Raw genomic sequence first — 20,392 nt, 5'->3', positions numbered from 1 at the left:
CATGAGTTGTCCATCTTTTTTCATCTCATTTGTGGAGGTCTTATATGTTCCTTATTATGAAATATGTGCTGTTAGGATTATCACTTGCTGCTCCGATCGGCCCCATCAATGCAGCCCAGATGGATCGAGGGATAAAGTACGGATTCTGGCAAGCTTGGATATTGGGTCTTGGAGCAACAACAGCTGACGCATTATACATGCTCATGGTTTATATGGGTCTGGTGAGCTACATCAATACGCCTTTCATGAAAACTTTCTTATGGCTTTTCGGTTGCTTTGTCCTTCTTTATACAGGATTCGAAACATTTAAAAATCCTGCTGCAAGAGAAGAGAACAACGGAGACAACGTTCAATCAGGTCAAAATAGAAAGAGTTTTATTGCGGGCTTTCTTATGTCGCTTACAAACCCCCTTACTATCTTATTTTGGTTAGGAATTTATGGTTCTATACTTGCGGAAACAGCAGCTAAATACAGTCTGGAAAGTCTTTTATTATACAGTGGTGCAATCTTTTCCGGCATTCTTCTATGGGATTTTACGATGGCTATAGTATCCAGCAGTTTCCGAAATTTGCTGGCAGACCGTATTTTACATGGAATTTCAAAGGTATCGGGCCTATCACTTGTCGGATTCGGCTGTTATTTTGGGTATCAAGGCATCTCATTTTTATTATCGTAGAAAATGACTTAGGGAACCCCTAGGTTGTTTTTTTATGTATACATGAATATTCAACTGATTAAGTTAAACAATAATACCTGTAAAGCAGGAGGGTATTATTTTGAACAATTCCAATTGTAACGGACCTGTGCAGACAAAAATGGATAAGTCGCAAAGTAAAAACATGACTTGGTGGCAGCTCTCGCTGATCGGAGTAGGCTGCACAATAGGAACAGGATACTTTCTTGGGTCAACGATAGGTATACAGTTAACGGGGCCGTCTATCGTTTTCTCTTTTTTACTTGCTGCCATCGGTACATATATCGTCTTCGAACTGCTCGCAAAAATGACAGCTGCTGACCCGCAGAAGGGTTCATTTTGTTATTACGCATCAAATGCTTACGGAAAATGGGCAGGGTTCAGCTGTGGCTGGAACTATTGGGTATCTAACATATTAATCATGGGCAGCCAGCTTACTGCACTCTCGATCTTATCTCAATTCTGGTTTCCGAAAACACCGCTCTGGGTATTTGCTGCTATTTATGCAGTCCTGGGCATTATCGTTGTCTTAGCGGGAACGAAAAAATTTGATCAAGTCGAAAACGTGCTAGCGGTTATTAAAGTAGCCGCTATCGTCATGTTTATCATATTGGCTATTGCTGGACTCATCGGGTTGGTGGATGGAAAAAACTATGAGGTGACAATCCCCAATTCGTTTGATGGATATTTTACTGGAGGCTTAAAAGGTTTCTGGTCGTCACTCATCTATGCGTTCTATGCGTTCGGCGGAATCGAAGTGATCGGAATGATGGCCATGCAACTAAAGAAAACGGAAGATGCAACAAAAGCAGGCAGTATCATGCTGCTTGTACTAACCATCATCTATGTACTGTCATTAGGACTTGCGGTAACAACTGTCGCGTTGGACGCGTTCGATCATAAAGAAAGCCCATTCGTAACCGCAATGGAACGGTATCACCTTGCATTCTTTCCCCACGTATTTAACGGAGCAATCATTGTGGCTGGATTCTCCGCAATGGCAGCAGCATTGTTTGGTGTAACAAACTTATTGATGACATTAGCAGAAGACGGGGATGCACCTAAGTTTTTTGCAAAGAAAGTAAAGTTTAAAGAGTTGCCGCTGCCTGCGATGGGGCTTGGTGCTGCAGGACTTTTAGCGAGTATCATAACAGCTCTTCTCCTGCCAGGGAAAATCTATGAGTACATTACAACAGCAGCCGGTATTCTGCTTTTATTCAATTGGTTGTTTATTATCGTTTCTGCCTTGAAAATTTTGAAACAAAATATGTGGGGTAAGATCATATCTATTATCGCAATGCTTTTTATTGGATTTGCGGTAACCGGAACGTGGTTTGAACATACGATCAGACCAGGACTTTATGTAAGTGCAGGTATAGCTGTTCTGATAGGAATCCTATCAATAGTGATTCAAAAGAAACATAAAAAAGGACAAGTAAAACTAACATAACCAAGGCGATCAAAGACGTCTTGGTTTTTTTGTGAAGGAATTTACCTCTTTAAGGACGAACAAGTCTAATTAAAGGACTAAGAAAAAGGGGAATTGAGAAATGACTAAACAAAAAATTACGACATTCTTGATGTTTACTGGACAAGCAGAGAACGCTATGAATTTTTACACATCATTATTTGAGGATGGTGCGATTACGAACATTCTACATCAGGAAGATGGAACGGTCTTGCACGCGACGTTTACTCTGAAAGGACAGGCTTTCATGTGTATTGACAGTGGGATAAACCATGATTTTACGTTTACACCTTCTATCTCCTTGTTTGTGGAATGTGACTCAGCTGATGAGATCAACCTGCTTTTTGAAAAGTTGTCAGAAGGGGGATCAGTCTTGATGCCGTTAGGAGAACTGCCGGGAATGGAGAAATTCGGCTGGGTTCAAGATTCATTTGGTGTTTCATGGCAATTGAGTCTTCCGCAAAAATAAAAAAAGCAGGAATAACCTGCTTTTTTTAGCCAACACAGATGAAGTTTCGGATTTGAGAAAAATTAAAGCGAACGCGCTGGCGTCGGCCACCAATCCAGATAAAGCCTGTTACACTGTTGCGACGGACCGCCACTGGGAAGAACCAAAAATCTCTGCCAAATTGACCTTGCCGTCTCAGCCCTAAAAGACCCCAGCTTCCTAAACAGTTGCACAGTCGCGATCGCAGCTGTGGCGGCTGGAAGCTTTGAGTAAAGAAAGGCTGCGGGATCTGGGATTGAGCAAATTGCTGCGGTGGTGGAGCAAAAGGACCAGCCTCGTCCTCATCAGTCTGACGCCCGATGTGCATAGAATCTGCATAAGATTGCTGCTGATGGTGATTGTATGGATGATTATTCATTGAATGATGATACATGTGATATGCCTCCTTGTCTTAGTGGATTCTAAGATAAGAATATGATGGACTTCCCTTTAAGGCAGCTTGTTCGAGGTGCCCTTTTTTTGTGGGAAAAAAATTGTGGAAAGTTGGATCGTACCGGATAATAAATTGTAATTTTTAGAATCGAGGGAGAACGTGGTAAAGATGATCAGGTATCCAGAGTTAAAAAGGAATGCAAGGATTGGTGTAACGGCTCCTTCCTCTGGCGTGCCGTCCATACTGCATGACATGTTCAAGCAATTATGTGAACGGATGGAACAACGAGGGTATGAAGTCATTTGTGGCAACACGGTTTGGACACAGGAAAAAGCGAAGTCTGCGCCTGCAAATGTAAGGGCTGCTGAATTGAATGAGATGCTAAAAAGCGATGATATCGACTTAATCATCCCTCCCTGGGGTGGAGAACTGTTAATCGAAATCTTGGAGCACGTTGATTTTTCTGGAATAAAAGATAAGTGGATTCTTGGTTATTCGGATACAAGTGTATTGCTGTTGGCGATTACTTTAAAAACCGGTTTGGCAACCGCTCATGGAACCAACTTAGTCGATTTAAGGGGAAAATACTCTGACGAAACGACGGCAATGTGGGAGCAGGTATTGTCAACTTCGGCAGGAGAGTCTGTTTTACAGAAATCATCTAAAAAGTTTCAGGAAGAATGGCAGCATGATAATCCAACACCATGTATTTTTCATCTGACAAACGAAACGAACTGGAAGACAGTTTCCGGGAAAAAAGAGTGTGTGGAAGGCCGCTTACTCGGAGGGTGCATGGATGTGATCCGTCACCTGATCGGGACACCATTTGATCTTGTTCAACAGTTTAAACAGCAGCTTATCCCGAATGAGCCGGTCCTCTGGTACTTAGAAAATTGTGAGATGAGCACAACAGATCTTAGGAGAACATTGGTCCAAATGAAGTTAGCAGGTTGGTTTGAAGGCTGTAGGGGAATTCTGTTTGGCCGTAGTGCTGCAAATAACCCTGTTGATCATTATACGGCAGAAGATGTTTATGAGGAGTTCGCAAGAGAGCTCCAGATTCCAATCATTTATGATGTGGATTGTGGCCATAAGCCGCCACAGATCACCTTTATTAATGGAGCGTATGCAGAGGTGGAAGCAGAAGATGGGAAGGGTATCGTTCTGCAGCATTTTAAGCCATGAAATGAAGGTTGGACAGATTATTATAAAAAGTGAACAGATTAATGGCTTAGCAGCACAAAAAAGCTGACACCAATCATTGTTGGGTCAGCTTCTCTTGTTTACTTCAAATTAATCTCCGTTCAACATCCCAAATACCCCTTTAGCGATGCTTCCTTCATCACTTGAGCCTCCGCGGTGTGGTGCAGCTGCAAATACACGGCTCGCCAATCGGCTGAACGGAAGAGACTGAATCCAAACCGTCCCTGGACCTCGTAATGTAGCAAAGAATAAACCTTCACCGCCGAATAATGCTGTTTTTACACCCTTAACCATCTCGATGCTATAATCAACATCGCTTGTCATCGCGACTAAACATCCTGTATCTACGCGTAATACCTCACCCGGAGCCAGTTCTTTCTTATAAATGGTTCCCCCCGCATGAACAAACGCCATTCCGTCGCCTTCAAGCTTCTGCATGATAAATCCTTCTCCACCAAAGAAACCTGCACCTATCTTACGTTGAAACTCAATACCTACTGATACCCCTTTAGCTGCGGCTAAGAAAGAGTCCTTTTGACAGATTACTTTACCGCCAAGTTCACTCAAATCCATCGGAATGATTTTTCCTGGATAAGGAGAGGCGAACGATACATGCTTTTTGCCTTGATGCTCGTTCGTGAATGTTGTCATAAACAAGCTCTCGCCAGTAAGTACCCGTTTTCCAGCACTGAAAAGTTTGCCCATTAATCCGCTTCCACCGCCAGTTGAACCGTCTCCAAAGATGGTTTCCATCCCTATCCCATCTTCCATCATCATGAGAGCACCTGCTTCAGCAACCACCGTTTCTTTCGGGTCAAGCTCAATCTCAACAAACTGCATATCATCTCCGTAGATTTTATAATCAATCTCGTGGTTATTCATGTTCTTTTCCTCCAAAGGTTAATTTGTTTTTTTCCGGAAACTCCATAGATTTTCCTTTATTTATTTCGTTTTATTGACTATCCACATGTATGTACGCTGTATTATAAAATAAGGTTTCAAAAAATGTTATTTGGGGTGCTTAGTAGCTTGCTTTATAAGTTTAATTGTTTTATGTTACACTTTAAAAGTGGAACATTCTAATAATATGCAGGAGTGTGAAAAAATTGGGGATAACATTTGTTAAAGATTCTATTGAGTTTTTCACTAATCATAGACAAGACTTTCAAGACGACCTACTAAAAGAAGCGATTAATGTCAGAGAAAAAATTGAAGAGATTCAATTCATCGGCAACATTGACCTGTTATCCAACGCACATAAGCTAGTCATGTACACACTGGACGGAAACCTTAAGCAATTAGAAATTTTCGCGAAAAAAGAGGGTGTTTCTTGGGCATCCCATAGCTTAACGTTGTCGTTCAAACTTGAATGGGTACAGGCCATCCGGAGAACAATTTGGAAATACCTTCAAAAATTAAATCAAAGCACTCCTATCGATTTAACAGAAGAAAACTTTTTTCAATTAGAACGAAAGATAAATGATAGTGTAGACAAATTTTTAAATGAGTTCTTCTTGAGTTATTCAGAATATAAAGACAAACTCATTGAATCTCAACGTATGCTTGTCGAAAACCTTTCTGTTCCTATCATACCTATTACGACAAAAGTATGTGTACTTCCTTTAATTGGAACGATCGATACATCAAGATCAAGTACAATTGAAGAAAAAGTATTGAATGAAATCAGCAGATTACGTATTGGAACGTTGGTCATCGATCTTTCTGGCATTGCCGAAATGGAGACTGAAGTCATCGAACATATGATGAAGATTATTGAAGGATCTAATATGATGGGATGTAAATGTGTGATTACTGGACTACGACCTGATATTGTGCGAAAAGTCACGAAGATCGGTTTAACTTTTGAAAATAAAGCGGAGACAAAGGCCACTTTACAGCAAGCCTTGGAAGATTATTTGGTCTCATAAATGGTATAAATACAGAAAGCCTGGAGAAAAAATTCTCCAGGCTTCTTTATATTATGCCTATATAAAATAGGTAAAAAGCGGGATGATGGATGAAACGATTAGAGCGGTAGTGGTCATGGCGATCGCGCCCATTGCGCCTTCTTCTTCTCCCCATTGCAAGCACTTGCTTGCGCCCAGTGCTTGAGCAGAAGCCCCCATTGCAAGCCCCTTAGCCGCTTTACTAGTGATATTGAACATTTCCAACACCTTAGGCCCGCAGATAAACGAAAACATAGCAGAAGTCAAAACGAACAAGACAGTCAGTGATGGAACACCTCCAATGGATCCAGAGGCCGATAAAGCTACGGGTAAGGTGGCAGCTTTTGGAAGAAGAGAGGCCATGATATCTTCCTTTATGCCGAATAGACTGGCAAGAAAAAAGGTAGAACAAAAACCTGCTACACACCCAACAAAAATCCCTGTGCTTATCTTTTTAAAGTGCTTTTTAATAAGCGGCCATTGTTTAAATAAAGGAATCGCAAGTGAAACTATGGCCGTCTGCATCAAGAGCGAGAAAAGTGTACTGCCAGTTTCATACGTCTTATAGTCAAAGTGAAAAAGAGGAAGAAAGATAAACAGAAAGAGTGTTACCGTATATAGCGGGTTAAGCCAAACATTATGGTTAAAGGCCTTAAATAGTTTTAAACCGATTACGTAAGCCAAAACGGTGATACCGGTACAGAGCAGGATTGATTCAATCATCGATTACATCTCCTTTTCCATTTTTCGTAAAGCTCGACGGAGAATCCTGTGATGATGATAATGCATAAGCTGCTCCCTGCAATAATTACGCCGAGCTTCCATATTTTCATGTGCAGGGAATGAAAGTAAACAAGAGCTCCTATTACAGGTGGGATAAAAAGCAATGTCATATGCTGCAGATGAAGGTTTGCTGCCTTTTCTACCCACTCCATTTGTATGATTCCGGTTAATAAAGAAAAAAACAGTAACAGCATTCCCAAGATGCTTCCAGAGAGAGGGAGGCGAAAGAAAGATACCATGGCATTACCAACAGCCAGAGAAGAAAAGATTAACGTAAACTGCAAGAAAAGCCGATGCATTCGATCCACCACCATTTTTAATGATTTCTCATAGTGTACACGGCGAAATAATCATGTTCTACAAACTTGTCAGAAAATATATCAAGGTTTTTTCAGGGATAGGAAATGGTGCGTAAGATAATCTGACAGCTTTGTTGCTTGAAAGTTTTATTGAGATATAGTGAAAAGAGGGAGCGTGGAGAAGGAGTGACTCTTACATGTCATTTGAAAGCACACCGTATAAAGATAAGAAGGTCATTTCAATTGGTATTGTAAGCGAACTGACAGGATTGTCATTCAGACAGATTCGCTATTATGAAGAGAGAAAATTAATCTTTCCCGAACGGAACGAAAAAGGAACTCGAAGATATTCATTCTCTGATATTGAAAAACTGGTCGAAATCGCGAATAAGAGGGAAGAAGGGGTACAAACACACGAAATAAGGAAGGAGATGAAACAAGAACGAACCAAATCAGTTGAGAAAAACGTGCTTAAAGATATGCTTCGCGGCCAATTCAATGCTCACTTTAGAAATAACAATAATAATTCGATGTAAAAAAGGCAGTCTAATGACTGCCTTTTCGCGTTCCTATCAGTTTCCGTATTATCGCAGATTCTACTAGTTTCCATGGCACTATAGCTTTTAAGATCAAACTCAACTTTACACCGTTGCCTATCGAATAACGCAGCTTAGGCGTTTTGGATGAAGCTGCAATTTTAGATACAAGTCTTGCCACATCCAGCGGATCGCCATGATTTCCTTTACCGGTTTCAATATTATTTAGGAGTGCCTCAGTATAAAAACGATAGGGAGATTCAGGGTTGATGGCCATGTTGTCGATTGAAGACCAGATGTTGGTCTTATAAGAACCGGGTTCAACCAAAACGACATCTATTCCGAATGGACGCAGCTCCAGACGGAGACTCTCACTGAGACCTTCTAATGCATGTTTGGATGCAGCATAGGGAGACAAACCTGGAAAACCAAATTTTCCAGAGATGCTGCTCATGTTAATAATTCGGCCTGTTCTACTTTTTCTCATGATGGGAAGGACAGCTTGCGTTACCGAGATTACACCAAAGAAGTTTGTCTCAAACTGCATCCGATATTCATAGACTGTCAGTTCTTCACTAAAACCTCCTAGCGCAAATCCTGCGTTGTTTACTAGGACCTCAATCCTCTGAAACTTATTTATGTATGCTGCAAAGCTCTTTATCGATCCGGCTGACGTTACATCTAATGGATGCAGGTGGATGCGGTCTGTCACGATCTGCTCATCAGCTAATTTTAATAGATTATCTGCTTTATCCAAATTCCGCATCGTACAAACCACATTAAAACCGGCCTTCGCAAGTTCAAGTGCACAAAACATGCCAAACCCGCTGGAAGTACCGGTAACAATTGCTGTTTTTCTATTCATTGATTTCTCCTAATCTTTTAAAAGAAGTTCGTATACTTCTAAACTTAAACAATCGTATTACTGCAAGCAACTATTTATATGGGCTGTTCGGACTTTTGTCTCGATAGGTGTGGATGACTTTAACGAAGCCGGCATATGAGCCAACTGCAGAAATTCCATACACAATTCCCATAACGATCCCCGTCCAAAGACTATGGGGATGAGTGATAAAAACAGAGATGATGAGTCCCAGCAGGTTAGCAATGGTTGGAATCCAAGCAGTGTAATAGGGGAAGAAAATCTTAAGGATTTCTATAAGAATAATGATGGCAGGCACAGCAATCAATGCATCCCAAAAGTTAGTATGAATGAACGGGAACTCCAAACAGATGCCTCCTTATCCTTTTTTGCCCTTTATATACTCTATACAAATTTCAAACAATCTTTCCTGATATTTATTCACAAGCATATGGAAAAATTTATCTAATATTACAATGTGTAATTCCTCATACAATTGGAGAAAAATTGTTATTGCCCTGTAACTGCCTTACAATCTCTTTGTCATCTCCACCTGTTAGTATGGGACAGGTCAGATCAAATACAGAAAAGGGGATGGTACTTTGAAAAAGATAGCAGCAGGATTAGCAGTAGCAGGTGTTGTGGCGTTCAATCCAGTAGTAGGTGAAGCCGCGCTTGGAGATCAGACGCTGAAACCTGAGATGCAGCATTCAGATGTACAAGACCTTCAAGAAACTTTAGATCAAAAAGGATACTTTAGCTACAGCAAAACAACTGATTATTATGGTGATTATACAACAGATGCGGTAAAGAAGTTTCAAGCAGATAAAGGCATAACAGTAGATGGCATCGCTGGAGATGAAACGTTTAAAGCGTTAGGTATCGAGGCAAATGAATCTTCCATAGTGGAAACAGCCAAGAAGTACGAAGGTACTCCTTATAAGTGGGGAGGAGATTCACCCGATGGTTTTGACTGCAGCGGATACTTAAATTATATCTTCGATGAAGCGGAGAACATTGACCTTGAGCGTACGGTAGATGGCATGTATGCAGAAGGAACACAGGTAGATTCACCAGCTGTAGGTGACATCGTGTTCTTTAACTTGGAAGGAGATGGTCCGAGCCACGCCGGAGTATACATTGGAGACGGTAAGTTCATGCACGCTTCTTCATCAAACGGTGTAACAACCACCGAAATGGAAAGCTCGTATTGGGCTGACAAATACATCGGTGCAAAAAGCTACGAATAATAGGATCACAAATACGTCCATTCATGATGAGTGGACGTATTTTTTTTTAAATTAGGAGGGAAGGTTAATTTTTGGTCTAGGATTTGTTAATTTCAGGTGGAAACAAACAATGTTCAGGTGGAAAAACAGGTTTATCATTGGAAACTCCAGAGTTATCTGTGAAGACTTCATAGTTACCGGCTAGAATCAGCATTCTATCGGTTAACGTGTAATAAACTTTCCGAACATAAAAAACGGCTCTCTATAGAAGCCGTTTTTTTTTATCTCCATATTCGTTTTTATTCGTCTGCCTCTTCTCCAGAACGGTTTGTTTGTTCAGGCAGTGTATCCCAGAAACTTGCATCTACTGTGTCGATCGAGTCATCCGCAATCGCACGAACCGCAGCATCCAATGTAACAATAGTTTGCTTGATCAAATAGCCGTTGCTCTTCTGCCCGAGCGCATAATCTTCACGGTAATGATCGGACATTCCGCGCATCTCAAAAAGGAGTGTCGAGATATCATAACGTACGGCTGCACCGTTTCGTCCAATATTTTCACCAGAACCTCCAACATATTTTCCGATGTGGCCCCATCCGGTATTTTCGATCGCATTGTATACAACTGCACCAAGGCGCTTTGATTTCTCAAGAACTTCCGGCTTAACATTTTCGTTCGTCGGATAAAGCATAGAGCCTGATACAAGCTCACCTTCTGTCTCACTTAACGTTCCTTGGTGATGAAGGTCGATCATATAGTCAATATTGTATTTAGCGAACACATTTTCATGAAGTACGCGTGCTTCTGGTTCCATTTCGCTTGTCGCTTTCGCGTGTTCGCGGTTTAAATCCACTTCATTGGCATTATAACGTGTTAAGTGGCGGTCGCCATCAGCTAAGTAATCTTCTAATGAAAAATTCACATCACCCATTGCGCCATCAGCGTTAAGCATTGGAATGATTAGTACGTTTACATTTTCGAGCAATCCTTTCGTTTTGTTCGTACCAAGGTGTTTCATGAACTCCAAAGCACCTTCAGTCGTAAGCTGTTCGTTTCCATGCTGCTGAGTCAAAAACAAGATCGTTGGGTTGCTAGGATTCGATATGTATTTTGCCATGTAGATGTCTCGGCCTTTTACGGTTTGACCGATGACTTCAAGATTCATAGCATCTTGACTTGCATCTAGTGTTTTTAAGGTGTCTACAAGTTCATCATACGTATGCAGAATAGATGTTTGGATCGATCCATTTCCAGTGCCAGGTCCATTTCCGACAGCATGTGCAGGTAAAGATACGGCAGTTAAAGCACCAAAAGCCATTAAACCGGATAACGTTACGGACAACACTTTCTTTGTCACTTTCATGAGAATACCTCCGTATTTTGAATTTTTCAAAAAAGGTTCTTCTACTAAAGTGTACCGTATGACTAATCCCTTTTTAATAGAGGGGACTACCCATTTTTTATAGAATGAATGGGGAAATAGTATGCAAAAAAACGAGGAAGATGAAGGTCATAAGTAGGATAGGGAGTCGTTTTCCAACAAAAAAGAGGAGAATTTATCTCCCCGCTGCATGCTTCATCTGATTATGAACCTTTTTTACTTTATCCGTTTTCTGGCTGCCGCCAAACTTAAATACGATCACTCCACCGATGATAACGAGTACTCCAACAAGCTGTTGTGTCGTAAATGGAATCTTTTCTAATCCAAACCATCCTAATGAATCCCATAATAGGGCAAAACCGAGCTGAGATGTTAGGACGATTGAGATCGCGAATGTCGGTCCGAGTAACTTTGTACCCTGAACAAGGCAAACAACAACACCTACACCGATTAAACCACTGAACCAATGCCACGTTTTTATATGTTCTAAAACAAAGAGTTGTGTTCCTTCAAAAACAAGTCCTAACAGCATGGAAGCTAGAAATCCTAGTCCTAACACCAATGCAGTCGTGGACCACGTTCCAGCATGGTCGTTGACCCGGGTGTTAAAGATATTTTGCAGACCAACTAACAGTCCTGCAATAACCGCAGAAAATAAACCTGCTAACATGTCATACACTCCTTTCTACTCGTATATGTTTTTATGGTTGGCAAGTTTGCTCAAGCCATTCCGATCTTTTACTACAATAAACCCTTTATGACGTTCCACTAGCCCTTCTTGTGAAAGGTGCTGAATGACACGGTTTAAGTGCCGATAACTCGTGCCGATCAAGTTTGCAGCATCTATCAAGGCTCCTGTACTAAGCTTTCCGCTGTAAAGGGCGTCTGACTCATCAAAACAGACAGATAAGAGATAGCTCGCAAATCGGACTTCAACTGGATATAGCAAATTAAAGCTTAACGAACTCGATTTGACGTAGAACTTTTGTGTGATCACATCGAGCAAAAATTTTAATAAAGGAGTATGATCACTCGCGAATTTCTTTAGATAGCGGTGATGGACCGCAATCATGTGAACCTCTGAAACTGCCTCAACAGTATTAATGATCTCTGTATTCTGTACATATTCAATGTCACCGACAACATCAAGAGGTGTTTTAAACGAAAGAATGAGTGTTTTGCCTTCAGGTGAGGTGGTGAAAATTTTCAATTTGCCCTTTACTAAAACATACAGATAATCGTAAGGATCACCTTGTGAACAGATCAACTCACCATGATCATACCGATAAAGCGCTAAGTATGGACGAAGATCTTCGTTAAAGATAGACTCGATTTCGTATGCTCCTAAGTAATGCTCTAACAGATCAGGATCATTCAGTTCTTTCATATCACGTTCACCTCAATCGCTTTTCTCGTTAAAATTTCAATATCACGACACCGGCAATCATCATTGCTATGCCTATGAATTGGGGAAGTTTCATTTCCTTCTTTAATACACCGAACCAGCCTTTGCCATCGATCATGAACGTAATGGTAAGCTGCGAAATTAATATCACTGCTATTGTCAACGTTACGCCGATCGAATGGATGCCATAAATATTCCCGTAAATAACAACTGCTGCGAAGGAGCCTCCTGTTAGATAAATAGGGCGTACCTGTTTAAATTGTTTCCATTTTTGATCTTTTACGAACAACACGATCAAAAGTGCCATTATAAAGCCGGTTAACTGTGTAATGGTCGCTGCCTGCCAAGCACCGATATCCTGGCTGATCCGTGCGTTTGCTACACCCTGCAAGGTAATAAAAGCCCCGGCTAAGAAGGCAAACAGGATTCCTTTCATCTCATCACATCCCAAAGTAGAATTCTCTACTTATTAAAGAACAAAAGAAGAGATGTTGGGAAGGACATATGTCCTAAAAAATAAATAATATTAAAGGAAAGTGTTAAGAAAATGATACTTTCATGATGAAACAGTGGTTTTCCTTTCCACTTTTCGTCTTTTCGTTTAAAATAAAAAGCTGCACGGAAATCTCTACGAAAGAGGTAAGATTATTATGAAAAGATTAAAAATGTTATCTGTCGACAAAAATAAAAATCAAAGTTCACAATCGATTGATGAAATAAAAAATCGAGAGAGCTGGCTAAAGATTATAATCATTGGAGCATTTGCCTTATTGCTTTTCTATAAAATAGCAACAGCACCATTTGTCTTTCAATTCTCTGACTTTATATCAGTATTCTGTTCGTTGTTTGCAATCACGATCTCTTTAATATACTTTAACAAGATCAATAAGCTAGAAAGGTTGATTGAAGCTTACACATCTAAAGATAAAACAGTTCATGTAACTGAACAGATGCCGGCAGAAGAGGTCGAGGCGCCGAAACCTGTTGAGCAGCTGGAGCTTTTTGAGGACGAGAAAGTTGAAGAACCAGTAGAAGAATTAGTTGAGGAAGAGGAAGAGGAAGAGGAAGAAATCTCAGAAGAAATCTGGGAAACAAAACGTATGAAAGAAGAAGAGCTTGAAAAGATTGAGATGGATAAAACACAGATCTACAACGAGCTTTTCACAAGAGCACAATTAAGCAACGAAGAGATGAAGTACTTCAATGAAAGAATTAGAGAGAAAGAAACCGAGTCGTTCAACACGAAGCAAGAATTGAACCAATTTAAAGACCGCCTGCAAAACGTGTTTAAGAAGACGCCGCAATTCTTCCAAAAAAGAGATTCGCGAATTGAAGGCATCGTACGCATGATGAACCCGATTACTCTAAAAAACGCTTCGCTCGAAGACTTAAATCAGCGAATGGACCAAGTGATAGATATCATTCCAGAAGAAACGCTAGATTCACTAATAAAAGATGGATTCTTAGACAATCATTATCATCTGACACGTTCAGGCTATCGAGAATTCATCCATGTAAGTAAGACATTTCAATAAATAAAAAATGAAACCTCCTTCTGTGTTAAAGAAGGAGGTTTTGTTATTATTGTGCAAAAAGATGGTTGCCAATCTTCGTTACGGATTGTCGTGAAAAAATCCAAGTGTTCGTCGCTAAATCCGGATTATAGTAGTACACAGAACCGTATGTAGGGTCCCAGCCTTGAATTGCATCAATAACAGCACGATATGCATAGTTGGAAGGCGATAAGTTATATTGCCCATCATGAACCGCTGTAAATGCATTGGTTTGATGGATCACATCTTCCACGTTATTTGGAAAAGCAGGATCATCTAAACGGTTTAAGATGACCGCGGCTACCGCAACTTTACCTATGTATGATTCGCCTCTAGCTTCACCGTGTACGACACGAGCCATCTGTTCGACTTCATTCAGCATCAAAAATGTTGCAGGGCCTGCTACTCCGTCAGAAGATAGGTTGGTCTTGTACTGAAAATCTGCAACTGCACGCTCCGTAATAGGACCATAATAACCTGTCACCGGTCCATAGAAAAAGCCCATCTCTTTTAGTTTCTGCTGAAGCGCTGTGACCTCATAACCTTGACTGCCAGTAGATAAAAGGCCTTGTGCATTGACGTTTGTAGGTATAAACAAAACAGCGGCTGTAACGACAAATAGTATGAATTTGTTAAGCAGGTTTCTCATTATTAGCTCCTTTCCCTTTATTATTTCTATATATTATCAGGAAAGGAGAAAACAGTCATGAAACACATTCTCTATTTTTATTTATGTCGAAACTCACCCCAAAAGTATGAAGTTGTGACAAAATGCGATACAAAATGACTAACTATATAAAAAGTATGTTTCAAATAACAAATATTGGGTAAGTAACATATTTGTTTTTGATCGAAAAATACTCTAATCGTACATTTTACAGTATACGTCCAAGATTTTTGGTTGAGAAAATTTTGTGAAATTTATATTGCCACTGCTCTGCAAAAGGTAAATTTTATCAAATGATCAAATAAAAATTTTTCTACCTAAGTATCATTGATATATAGGTGTGAATCATATATAGTATGAGTATGAAAAGTAAAAATATGGATAGTTGGATGGTGCAGTTAAGAAAAGGGACATTTGAGTTAGCCATCCTTTCATTAGTTAAAAATCAAGCGATGTATGGTTATGAGATCTCATCGGCTTTAAAGCAATTACCAGTCTTTGCGATTTCAGAAGGAGCCATTTATCCGATTCTAAAAAGAATGACGGAAAAAGGATGGATTGATTTTTACTGGGAGGATTCATTAGAAGGGCCGCGGAGAAAGTATTACCAAATTACAAAGGAAGGGAGTTTAATTTTAGCAGACCGAATCGAGAAATATAAGGAAATATATGAAGCACTTTTACTCTTAGGAGAAGGTGGTGCTAACAATGAGTGATTTAGAAAAGGTTATTTCTGGATACGTAAACGAATTAGAAGAACGACTGATTCAAATTCAGAGAGTCCAACGTGAAAATTATGTAGAAGAGATCAGGGACCATTTATATTCCTTTGTTAATGAATATAAGCAAAAAGGATTATCAGATGTTCAGATTGAACAAAAAATTCAGGAAGAATTTTTATCTATGAATGAGCTGGCTGCTGACTTAATAAACAGTTCTAAAAGAAGCCGGTTTAACATTAAACACAACTACATTTTGCTGCTTCCAATCTTGGTTGGAGCACTTGGAATATTTGTTTTTCCAGACTACCAAGAACTACTAATAGCTTTAATGTTATTTATTTACTCGTATTTGGTCCTGATCCAAAAAGCAATTTGGGGCTTTGCTGTCATACGAAAAAAGCCAGGACGAATCAAACACCAAGAGAAAGTGGCTCAAATTGGAAGTATTTACCTGTTTATACTTGGTTTGTTTTTTATAATGGGACAATTTGTAACAGTACCAAATAAGGAAGTCATTTTTTTTATGGCAATCTTGCTTGTTACTTTTGGATTCTATTTTTATACCAATCGTAAACTGCTTCGGTAGTGAATTAGAATCCTTACAATTTGATTGGAGGGCTACATGATGGAAACAAACTTAATCCTTTTAAGTCTGGTGTTTTTTATTATCGCTTTTATGGTGGGTGTAAAGAAACAAACATGGATTATGGCTGGATTTAATGAAAAAAGAGTAAAAGATAAGAATAAATTGGCAAAAATAGCGGGGTTATATTTATTTTTACCCCTAGGATTATTCCTTTTGATAAGTGCTTTTATTGATTATCCTTATCAAGATAAAGTGCTGCCGATTGGAAGTATCGCCTATGGATTAATCATCATCTTTTATGTAAATGAAAAAATGGTTGAGTAAATATAGAGGCGAGATGAAGTGAACATGAGAAAATTAATTTTGGTAAGCAGCCACTTTTAAAATAGGGTGACTGCTTTTTTTATTTGGGTAGGTCTTTATTCTTGTTTATCTTCATGTTTTCTTATGAATACCTTAAGAGCACCTTTACATTATCTCTTTATACTTTGAATAGTACTGTATTTCAATTGGTTTAGGGAGATGACAAGATGAATAGGAAAAAGGTTTTAACAGGAACATTGGCAGCACTTTTGTTTGGGTCAGGTTTAGGAATGGGCCAGGTGTCAGCTGAAGAAGAGAGCTTTGGCTCGAAAGGATTTGATCTTCAAGCACATCGAGGAGGGATGGGACTTACTGTGGAATCCTCCATCGCATCATTTTCTCATGCATTGGAACTTGGTGTAAGCACGCTCGAACTAGATGTACAAATTACGGAGGATAAACAAGCGGTAGTCACTCATGACCGAAAGATATCAAAAGCGGTGTGTCAGGATACTGAACCTGCTTTTGAGAACGATCCGGAATATCCGTATGTCGGAAAGTACATAAAAGACTTAACGCTAGAGCAGATACGCACCATGGATTGCGGATCATTAGTTAAACCGCAATATCCTGGTCAGGTAACAAGTCCTGGTTCGAAAATGATGCAGTTATCTGAAGTGTTTGATCTTGTAAAACAATATAACGCGAAAAAAGTTTGGATGAATATTGAAACAAAAGTAGAAGCGGGTGCTCCTCATGAAACGGCCCCTCGTGAAGATTTTGTAAACATAGTGGCTTCAGAGATTCGTAAAGCTGGAATGCTGGATCGTGTTTCGATCCAAAGCTTTGACTGGGGCTCACTTATGATGATGCGTGAAGTTGAGCCGAGCCTGCCGATCGTTGCGCTGACGAACGGTGCTCAATTCTTACAGCCTGGACAACCTGGTGCATCACCCTGGTTAGGTGGAATCGATATTGATGATTTTAATGGAGACCTAGTAGCAGCTGCCCATTCGTTTGGAGCAGATGCCATCTCGCCGGTACACGGTAATCCTCAAAACGGTGCCATTACAGATGAAAACTATCAGCCTTACGTAACGAAAAAGATGGTGGGTGACGCGCACGAAGCAGGAATGAAAGTGATTCCGTGGACAGTAAATGATAAAGCGACAATGAATAAACTGATCGATGACGGTGTAGACGGAATCATCACCGATTACCCAGACCGCCTTCGGGAGGTAATGGAAGAGCGCGGACTTAAGCTGCCGAAGGATTATGTGGCTAAAAAGTAGACGATTTGCAGAAAAAGAGTACTGTTTAGGCACTAATAATAAACAAAAACAAGGATGTTGGCCAAGAGTCATGGGGCACATCCTTTTTTTATAATTAAATGGGGCAGTTTCGGTGTTCGGAACTGTTCCTTGCAATACCTTAGAGGGGTATTCTTCTAATAATTCCAGAAATTTTAGCGATAATTCCAGAAAAAACAGGATTAATTCCAGAAATTTCAGCATTAATTCAGCGAGTTTTTACAATATATCAGCGAGTCGACAATCGTCGACACAACCTGATCCGAATATACCCTCACTATAGGAATGCCGGCATAAAAGGAAATATACAACGAGCTGGACGGATTTTTTGTGTTTTTTACTCCGTAACCCCTGTACGTACCAAGGAAAAGTCTACTGACACATGAGCTTCTAAATTTTTGTATTTTTCATGCCATTCCTTCATCGTTAAGTTTGAATGCCTTACTGAACTGCGATACACTTCGCCAAAACCAAATACGTCAGAATTTTTTTCCTGGCAGTAGCGGATCACCTTTAACGTGTCTTGTTCTAATTTCTGACCTATTTTTTTCTCAAGTAACTTGATATTTTTAGGATTGGTTAAATCGATCTTCCCTCTGATCTCAAGCAATCGTGCGGTGATCTTTAATTTTGCATCAATATGTGGAATTTTGGGATCGGTTAGTTTTAAATCACTGGAAGTCTTGATGGTGTCTAAAACGGTTACAACCTTTTCATTTTTTCCATCTGCATTCTTTAAATCTAAATGGAGTTCAATGTTTCCTGCACGAAAATCATCTCGGATCAGTTTTACAAAAAAACTTTTATAAGGAGATAACTTACCGACCATTTTATCGTTCCTCAAAATGGCACTCCCTGTATTGGCGATGGTTTCTCCTTTTCTTTTCACTAAAGGTATGATCGGATCCATGCCTACTGAATATAAGCTTTGCTGTACATCTTGCAAGGTAGGATTTAAAATTTGTTCCTGCTCGGTTAATTGTTCAAATTGATTATAGAGGTACCGGCCGATATCGGGAATGTTTTTATAATCATGGTTAAGAGTATCGTGCGCAGAACCTTCTACGATACCTATATAGATGAGATCACTGACAGAAGGATCTCGAGCCATGGTGTCCGCAAAGTACCTTAATCCTTTTCGGGCTATTTTTTCATTATAAAGAGCGACTCGGAGCTGGCCTGCTTGAAGTTCTTTAGGTGTTTTTAGATTAGCATCTATCCTAGAACCTTTACTTGTGTCGGCACTGCTTGATAGGATATCAACATTTCGTTTTGCTTCAGGATCAATCTGAAGTACAACCATTGTGGTTAATATAGATTCCGAAGACGCCATGTCAAAACCAACTGTTGTTATAAGACCTGTTTCCTCCAAAATATTTTTTTTAGCACACCCTGTTACAAGAAGCAATATGATCAAGACAGGAAGTATCAAAAAGCTCTTCATACGGACTGCTCCTTCTTTTTTGTGAATTTCTTTTTTAACCAGGCTGCTAAAAAAAGAATGAGGGGATAACAGAAGACCACAACGAAAGCAAACTTCGCAAAATATCCGTTCATCATATTGATCTGAGTTCTTGAAATAACAAATTGCGTAATGATAAAAATGATACTTGAAAACAACCATACTGATTTCTTGGCTGAAAACGTAAAAACACGCTCCATCCCACGGCAGGCCGCCCACATATAGAGAATAAGGTTTGGCAGAATGATCAACATCCAAAAGGTAATGGCAACATATTCAAATCGTTCAATAAAAGGCAGCCTTACTACTTTAAAAAGAGACAAGGTCGCCCAAACTGTCCGTTCAAGTTGAGCGCCGCTAAAATAAACGATGGCGACCATCATCAGGATGGTATAAATACATGTCGTAAACAATATTGCCAGCTGTGCGTATTTTTGAACCTTATTCTTATCTTTCATGTATGGGTACACGGTATAAAGAATTTCAAATCCTATTACAGTAAATGTCATATGATAGACCCCCTTTAACAAGGGAATTAAATCTGCTTCGAGAACGGGAAGCAGGTATGTCCATTTTGCGTGTTGAAGCGGATAGATGATTAATATTAGCAACCAAAGAGAGAGGGTCACGCTAAAAAATGCTATTCCAGCAATACCTCTTACACCAGAATGAATGCCATAGATCACGAGCATCAACAAGGAAGTTGTTAAGAACCAAAGGGGCACTTCAGGAAAGATCCAGGCCTGAACCACTTCCATGTAATTGCGCAATACAACAAAGAAGGAGATCAATGAATAAAAAATATACAAAACATTTAAAAGCTTGCCTATCAGTTTTCCAAACACATCATGTTGGATGCCATAGATGTCAGATGTTTCATAGAGCTCAAGTGTTTTAATGATGATATAAACAATAAGGCTCGCATAAAGTCCTGAAAGAATGACTGAGATCCAAGCATCCTGATGGGAATCACTGTAAATGATCCGCTGGTACCCCTGTATACCAACTCCAATTTGAGTCGAGTGAACAATGAAAAAAATCATGAAAGCATTCAACAAATATTCTTGTTTTATAGAAAGCAAGACTTTCATAGGTATTCC

At 39.8% G+C, this 20,392-nt stretch carries 25 protein-coding genes; 12 read left to right on the top strand and 13 right to left on the bottom strand.

All coding sequences use genetic code 11. The features are described 5' to 3' along the window. The first annotated feature begins 44 nt into the window (after positions 1-44). The 3 genes from IEV52_RS15650 (at position 45) to IEV52_RS15640 (ending at position 2,632) form a co-directional block, all read left to right on the top strand. Positions 45-677 (top strand): LysE family transporter, encoded by a 633-nt coding sequence (locus IEV52_RS15650; RefSeq protein ID WP_188403429.1) that lies wholly within the window; start codon positions 45-47, stop codon positions 675-677. Positions 678-816: 139 nt separating this feature from the next. After that, positions 817-2,145, top strand: a complete 1,329-nt coding sequence (locus IEV52_RS15645) for an amino acid permease (protein WP_188403948.1) — start codon at positions 817-819, stop codon at positions 2,143-2,145. A gap of 100 nt (positions 2,146-2,245) precedes the next feature. Next, complete coding sequence (locus tag IEV52_RS15640; RefSeq protein ID WP_188403428.1) at positions 2,246-2,632, top strand: VOC family protein; 387 nt, start codon at positions 2,246-2,248, stop codon at positions 2,630-2,632. A gap of 25 nt (positions 2,633-2,657) precedes the next feature. Here the strand turns inward: IEV52_RS15640 and IEV52_RS22380 are convergent, their stop codons facing one another. Beyond that, on the bottom strand, positions 2,658-3,044 hold the full coding sequence (locus IEV52_RS22380) for a hypothetical protein (protein ID WP_229754313.1): 387 nt from the start codon (positions 3,042-3,044) through the stop codon (positions 2,658-2,660). 168 nt (positions 3,045-3,212) lie between these two features. Between IEV52_RS22380 and IEV52_RS15630 the strand changes: the two genes are divergently transcribed. Beyond that, positions 3,213-4,229, top strand: coding sequence for a S66 family peptidase (locus IEV52_RS15630; RefSeq protein WP_188403427.1), 1,017 nt, complete (start codon positions 3,213-3,215; stop codon positions 4,227-4,229). Between the two features lie 108 nt (positions 4,230-4,337). Here the strand turns inward: IEV52_RS15630 and IEV52_RS15625 are convergent, their stop codons facing one another. Then, positions 4,338-5,129, bottom strand: coding sequence for a TIGR00266 family protein (locus IEV52_RS15625; protein WP_188403426.1), 792 nt, complete (start codon positions 5,127-5,129; stop codon positions 4,338-4,340). 224 nt (positions 5,130-5,353) lie between these two features. Between IEV52_RS15625 and IEV52_RS15620 the strand changes: the two genes are divergently transcribed. Further along, on the top strand, positions 5,354-6,175 hold the full coding sequence (locus IEV52_RS15620; protein WP_188403425.1) for an STAS domain-containing protein: 822 nt from the start codon (positions 5,354-5,356) through the stop codon (positions 6,173-6,175). A gap of 57 nt (positions 6,176-6,232) precedes the next feature. Here IEV52_RS15620 and IEV52_RS15615 read toward each other — a convergent pair whose 3' ends face one another. Further along, a complete protein-coding gene (locus IEV52_RS15615) occupies positions 6,233-6,916 on the bottom strand; it encodes an LrgB family protein (RefSeq protein ID WP_188403424.1) in 684 nt (227 codons plus the stop codon). Beyond that, positions 6,913-7,275 (bottom strand): CidA/LrgA family protein, encoded by a 363-nt coding sequence (locus IEV52_RS15610; protein WP_188403423.1) that lies wholly within the window; start codon positions 7,273-7,275, stop codon positions 6,913-6,915. The genes IEV52_RS15615 and IEV52_RS15610 overlap by 4 nt, the downstream gene beginning before the upstream one ends. Positions 7,276-7,472: 197 nt before the next feature. Here IEV52_RS15610 and IEV52_RS15605 point away from each other — a divergent pair, with 197 nt between their 5' ends. After that, positions 7,473-7,811: a MerR family transcriptional regulator gene (locus IEV52_RS15605; protein ID WP_188403422.1), complete on the top strand. Its 339-nt coding sequence runs from the start codon at positions 7,473-7,475 to the stop codon at positions 7,809-7,811. Positions 7,812-7,821: 10 nt separating this feature from the next. Here the strand turns inward: IEV52_RS15605 and IEV52_RS15600 are convergent, their stop codons facing one another. Beyond that, on the bottom strand, positions 7,822-8,676 hold the full coding sequence (locus tag IEV52_RS15600) for an SDR family oxidoreductase (protein ID WP_188403421.1): 855 nt from the start codon (positions 8,674-8,676) through the stop codon (positions 7,822-7,824). Positions 8,677-8,746: 70 nt separating this feature from the next. Next, on the bottom strand, positions 8,747-9,040 hold the full coding sequence (locus IEV52_RS15595; protein ID WP_188403420.1) for a hypothetical protein: 294 nt from the start codon (positions 9,038-9,040) through the stop codon (positions 8,747-8,749). Between the two features lie 235 nt (positions 9,041-9,275). Here IEV52_RS15595 and IEV52_RS15590 point away from each other — a divergent pair, with 235 nt between their 5' ends. Beyond that, positions 9,276-9,923: a C40 family peptidase gene (locus IEV52_RS15590; RefSeq protein ID WP_188403419.1), complete on the top strand. Its 648-nt coding sequence runs from the start codon at positions 9,276-9,278 to the stop codon at positions 9,921-9,923. 278 nt (positions 9,924-10,201) lie between these two features. On the opposite strand, the gene IEV52_RS15585 is transcribed toward IEV52_RS15590, so the two are convergent. From IEV52_RS15585 to IEV52_RS15570, 4 genes are all read right to left on the bottom strand, one after another. After that, positions 10,202-11,266, bottom strand: coding sequence for a M14 family zinc carboxypeptidase (locus IEV52_RS15585; protein WP_188403418.1), 1,065 nt, complete (start codon positions 11,264-11,266; stop codon positions 10,202-10,204). A gap of 193 nt (positions 11,267-11,459) precedes the next feature. Then, positions 11,460-11,954, bottom strand: a complete 495-nt coding sequence (locus IEV52_RS15580; protein WP_188403417.1) for a DMT family transporter — start codon at positions 11,952-11,954, stop codon at positions 11,460-11,462. A 15-nt stretch (positions 11,955-11,969) separates the two neighbouring features. Next, positions 11,970-12,671, bottom strand: a complete 702-nt coding sequence (locus IEV52_RS15575; protein ID WP_188403416.1) for a Crp/Fnr family transcriptional regulator — start codon at positions 12,669-12,671, stop codon at positions 11,970-11,972. Between the two features lie 28 nt (positions 12,672-12,699). Further along, complete coding sequence (locus IEV52_RS15570; RefSeq protein WP_188403415.1) at positions 12,700-13,125, bottom strand: DMT family transporter; 426 nt, start codon at positions 13,123-13,125, stop codon at positions 12,700-12,702. A 214-nt stretch (positions 13,126-13,339) separates the two neighbouring features. Here IEV52_RS15570 and IEV52_RS15565 point away from each other — a divergent pair, with 214 nt between their 5' ends. Further along, positions 13,340-14,224 carry a hypothetical protein gene (locus IEV52_RS15565; RefSeq protein WP_188403414.1) on the top strand — a complete coding sequence of 295 codons (885 nt, stop codon included), beginning with the start codon at positions 13,340-13,342 and terminating at the stop codon, positions 14,222-14,224. Between the two features lie 46 nt (positions 14,225-14,270). Here the strand turns inward: IEV52_RS15565 and IEV52_RS15560 are convergent, their stop codons facing one another. After that, complete coding sequence (locus IEV52_RS15560; protein WP_188403413.1) at positions 14,271-14,891, bottom strand: cell wall hydrolase; 621 nt, start codon at positions 14,889-14,891, stop codon at positions 14,271-14,273. A gap of 395 nt (positions 14,892-15,286) precedes the next feature. Between IEV52_RS15560 and IEV52_RS15555 the strand changes: the two genes are divergently transcribed. The 4 genes from IEV52_RS15555 (at position 15,287) to IEV52_RS15540 (ending at position 17,812) form a co-directional block, all read left to right on the top strand. Beyond that, complete coding sequence (locus IEV52_RS15555) at positions 15,287-15,625, top strand: PadR family transcriptional regulator (RefSeq protein ID WP_373869419.1); 339 nt, start codon at positions 15,287-15,289, stop codon at positions 15,623-15,625. Next, the gene (locus IEV52_RS15550) at positions 15,618-16,217 is read left to right on the top strand and encodes a hypothetical protein (protein ID WP_188403412.1); all 600 of its coding nucleotides are present in this window, start codon (positions 15,618-15,620) and stop codon (positions 16,215-16,217) included. The genes IEV52_RS15555 and IEV52_RS15550 overlap by 8 nt, the downstream gene beginning before the upstream one ends. A 39-nt stretch (positions 16,218-16,256) precedes the next feature. Next, on the top strand, positions 16,257-16,541 hold the full coding sequence (locus IEV52_RS15545) for a DUF3784 domain-containing protein (RefSeq protein WP_188403411.1): 285 nt from the start codon (positions 16,257-16,259) through the stop codon (positions 16,539-16,541). 206 nt (positions 16,542-16,747) lie between these two features. Then, positions 16,748-17,812 (top strand): glycerophosphodiester phosphodiesterase, encoded by a 1,065-nt coding sequence (locus IEV52_RS15540; protein ID WP_188403410.1) that lies wholly within the window; start codon positions 16,748-16,750, stop codon positions 17,810-17,812. Between the two features lie 355 nt (positions 17,813-18,167). Here the strand turns inward: IEV52_RS15540 and IEV52_RS15535 are convergent, their stop codons facing one another. Together IEV52_RS15535 and IEV52_RS15530 are read right to left on the bottom strand one after the other, a co-directional pair. After that, positions 18,168-19,274, bottom strand: coding sequence for a Ger(x)C family spore germination protein (locus IEV52_RS15535; RefSeq protein WP_188403409.1), 1,107 nt, complete (start codon positions 19,272-19,274; stop codon positions 18,168-18,170). Further along, positions 19,271-20,383: a GerAB/ArcD/ProY family transporter gene (locus tag IEV52_RS15530; protein WP_188403408.1), complete on the bottom strand. Its 1,113-nt coding sequence runs from the start codon at positions 20,381-20,383 to the stop codon at positions 19,271-19,273. The genes IEV52_RS15535 and IEV52_RS15530 overlap by 4 nt, the downstream gene beginning before the upstream one ends. Between the last annotated feature and the right edge of the window lie 9 nt (positions 20,384-20,392).

The organism is Fictibacillus barbaricus, assembly GCF_014635025.1.
Lineage (GTDB): Bacteria > Bacillota > Bacilli > Bacillales > Fictibacillaceae > Fictibacillus > Fictibacillus barbaricus.
Note: the sequence above shows the minus strand (reverse complement) of the source record. Positions and strands in the feature narration are given on the sequence as shown.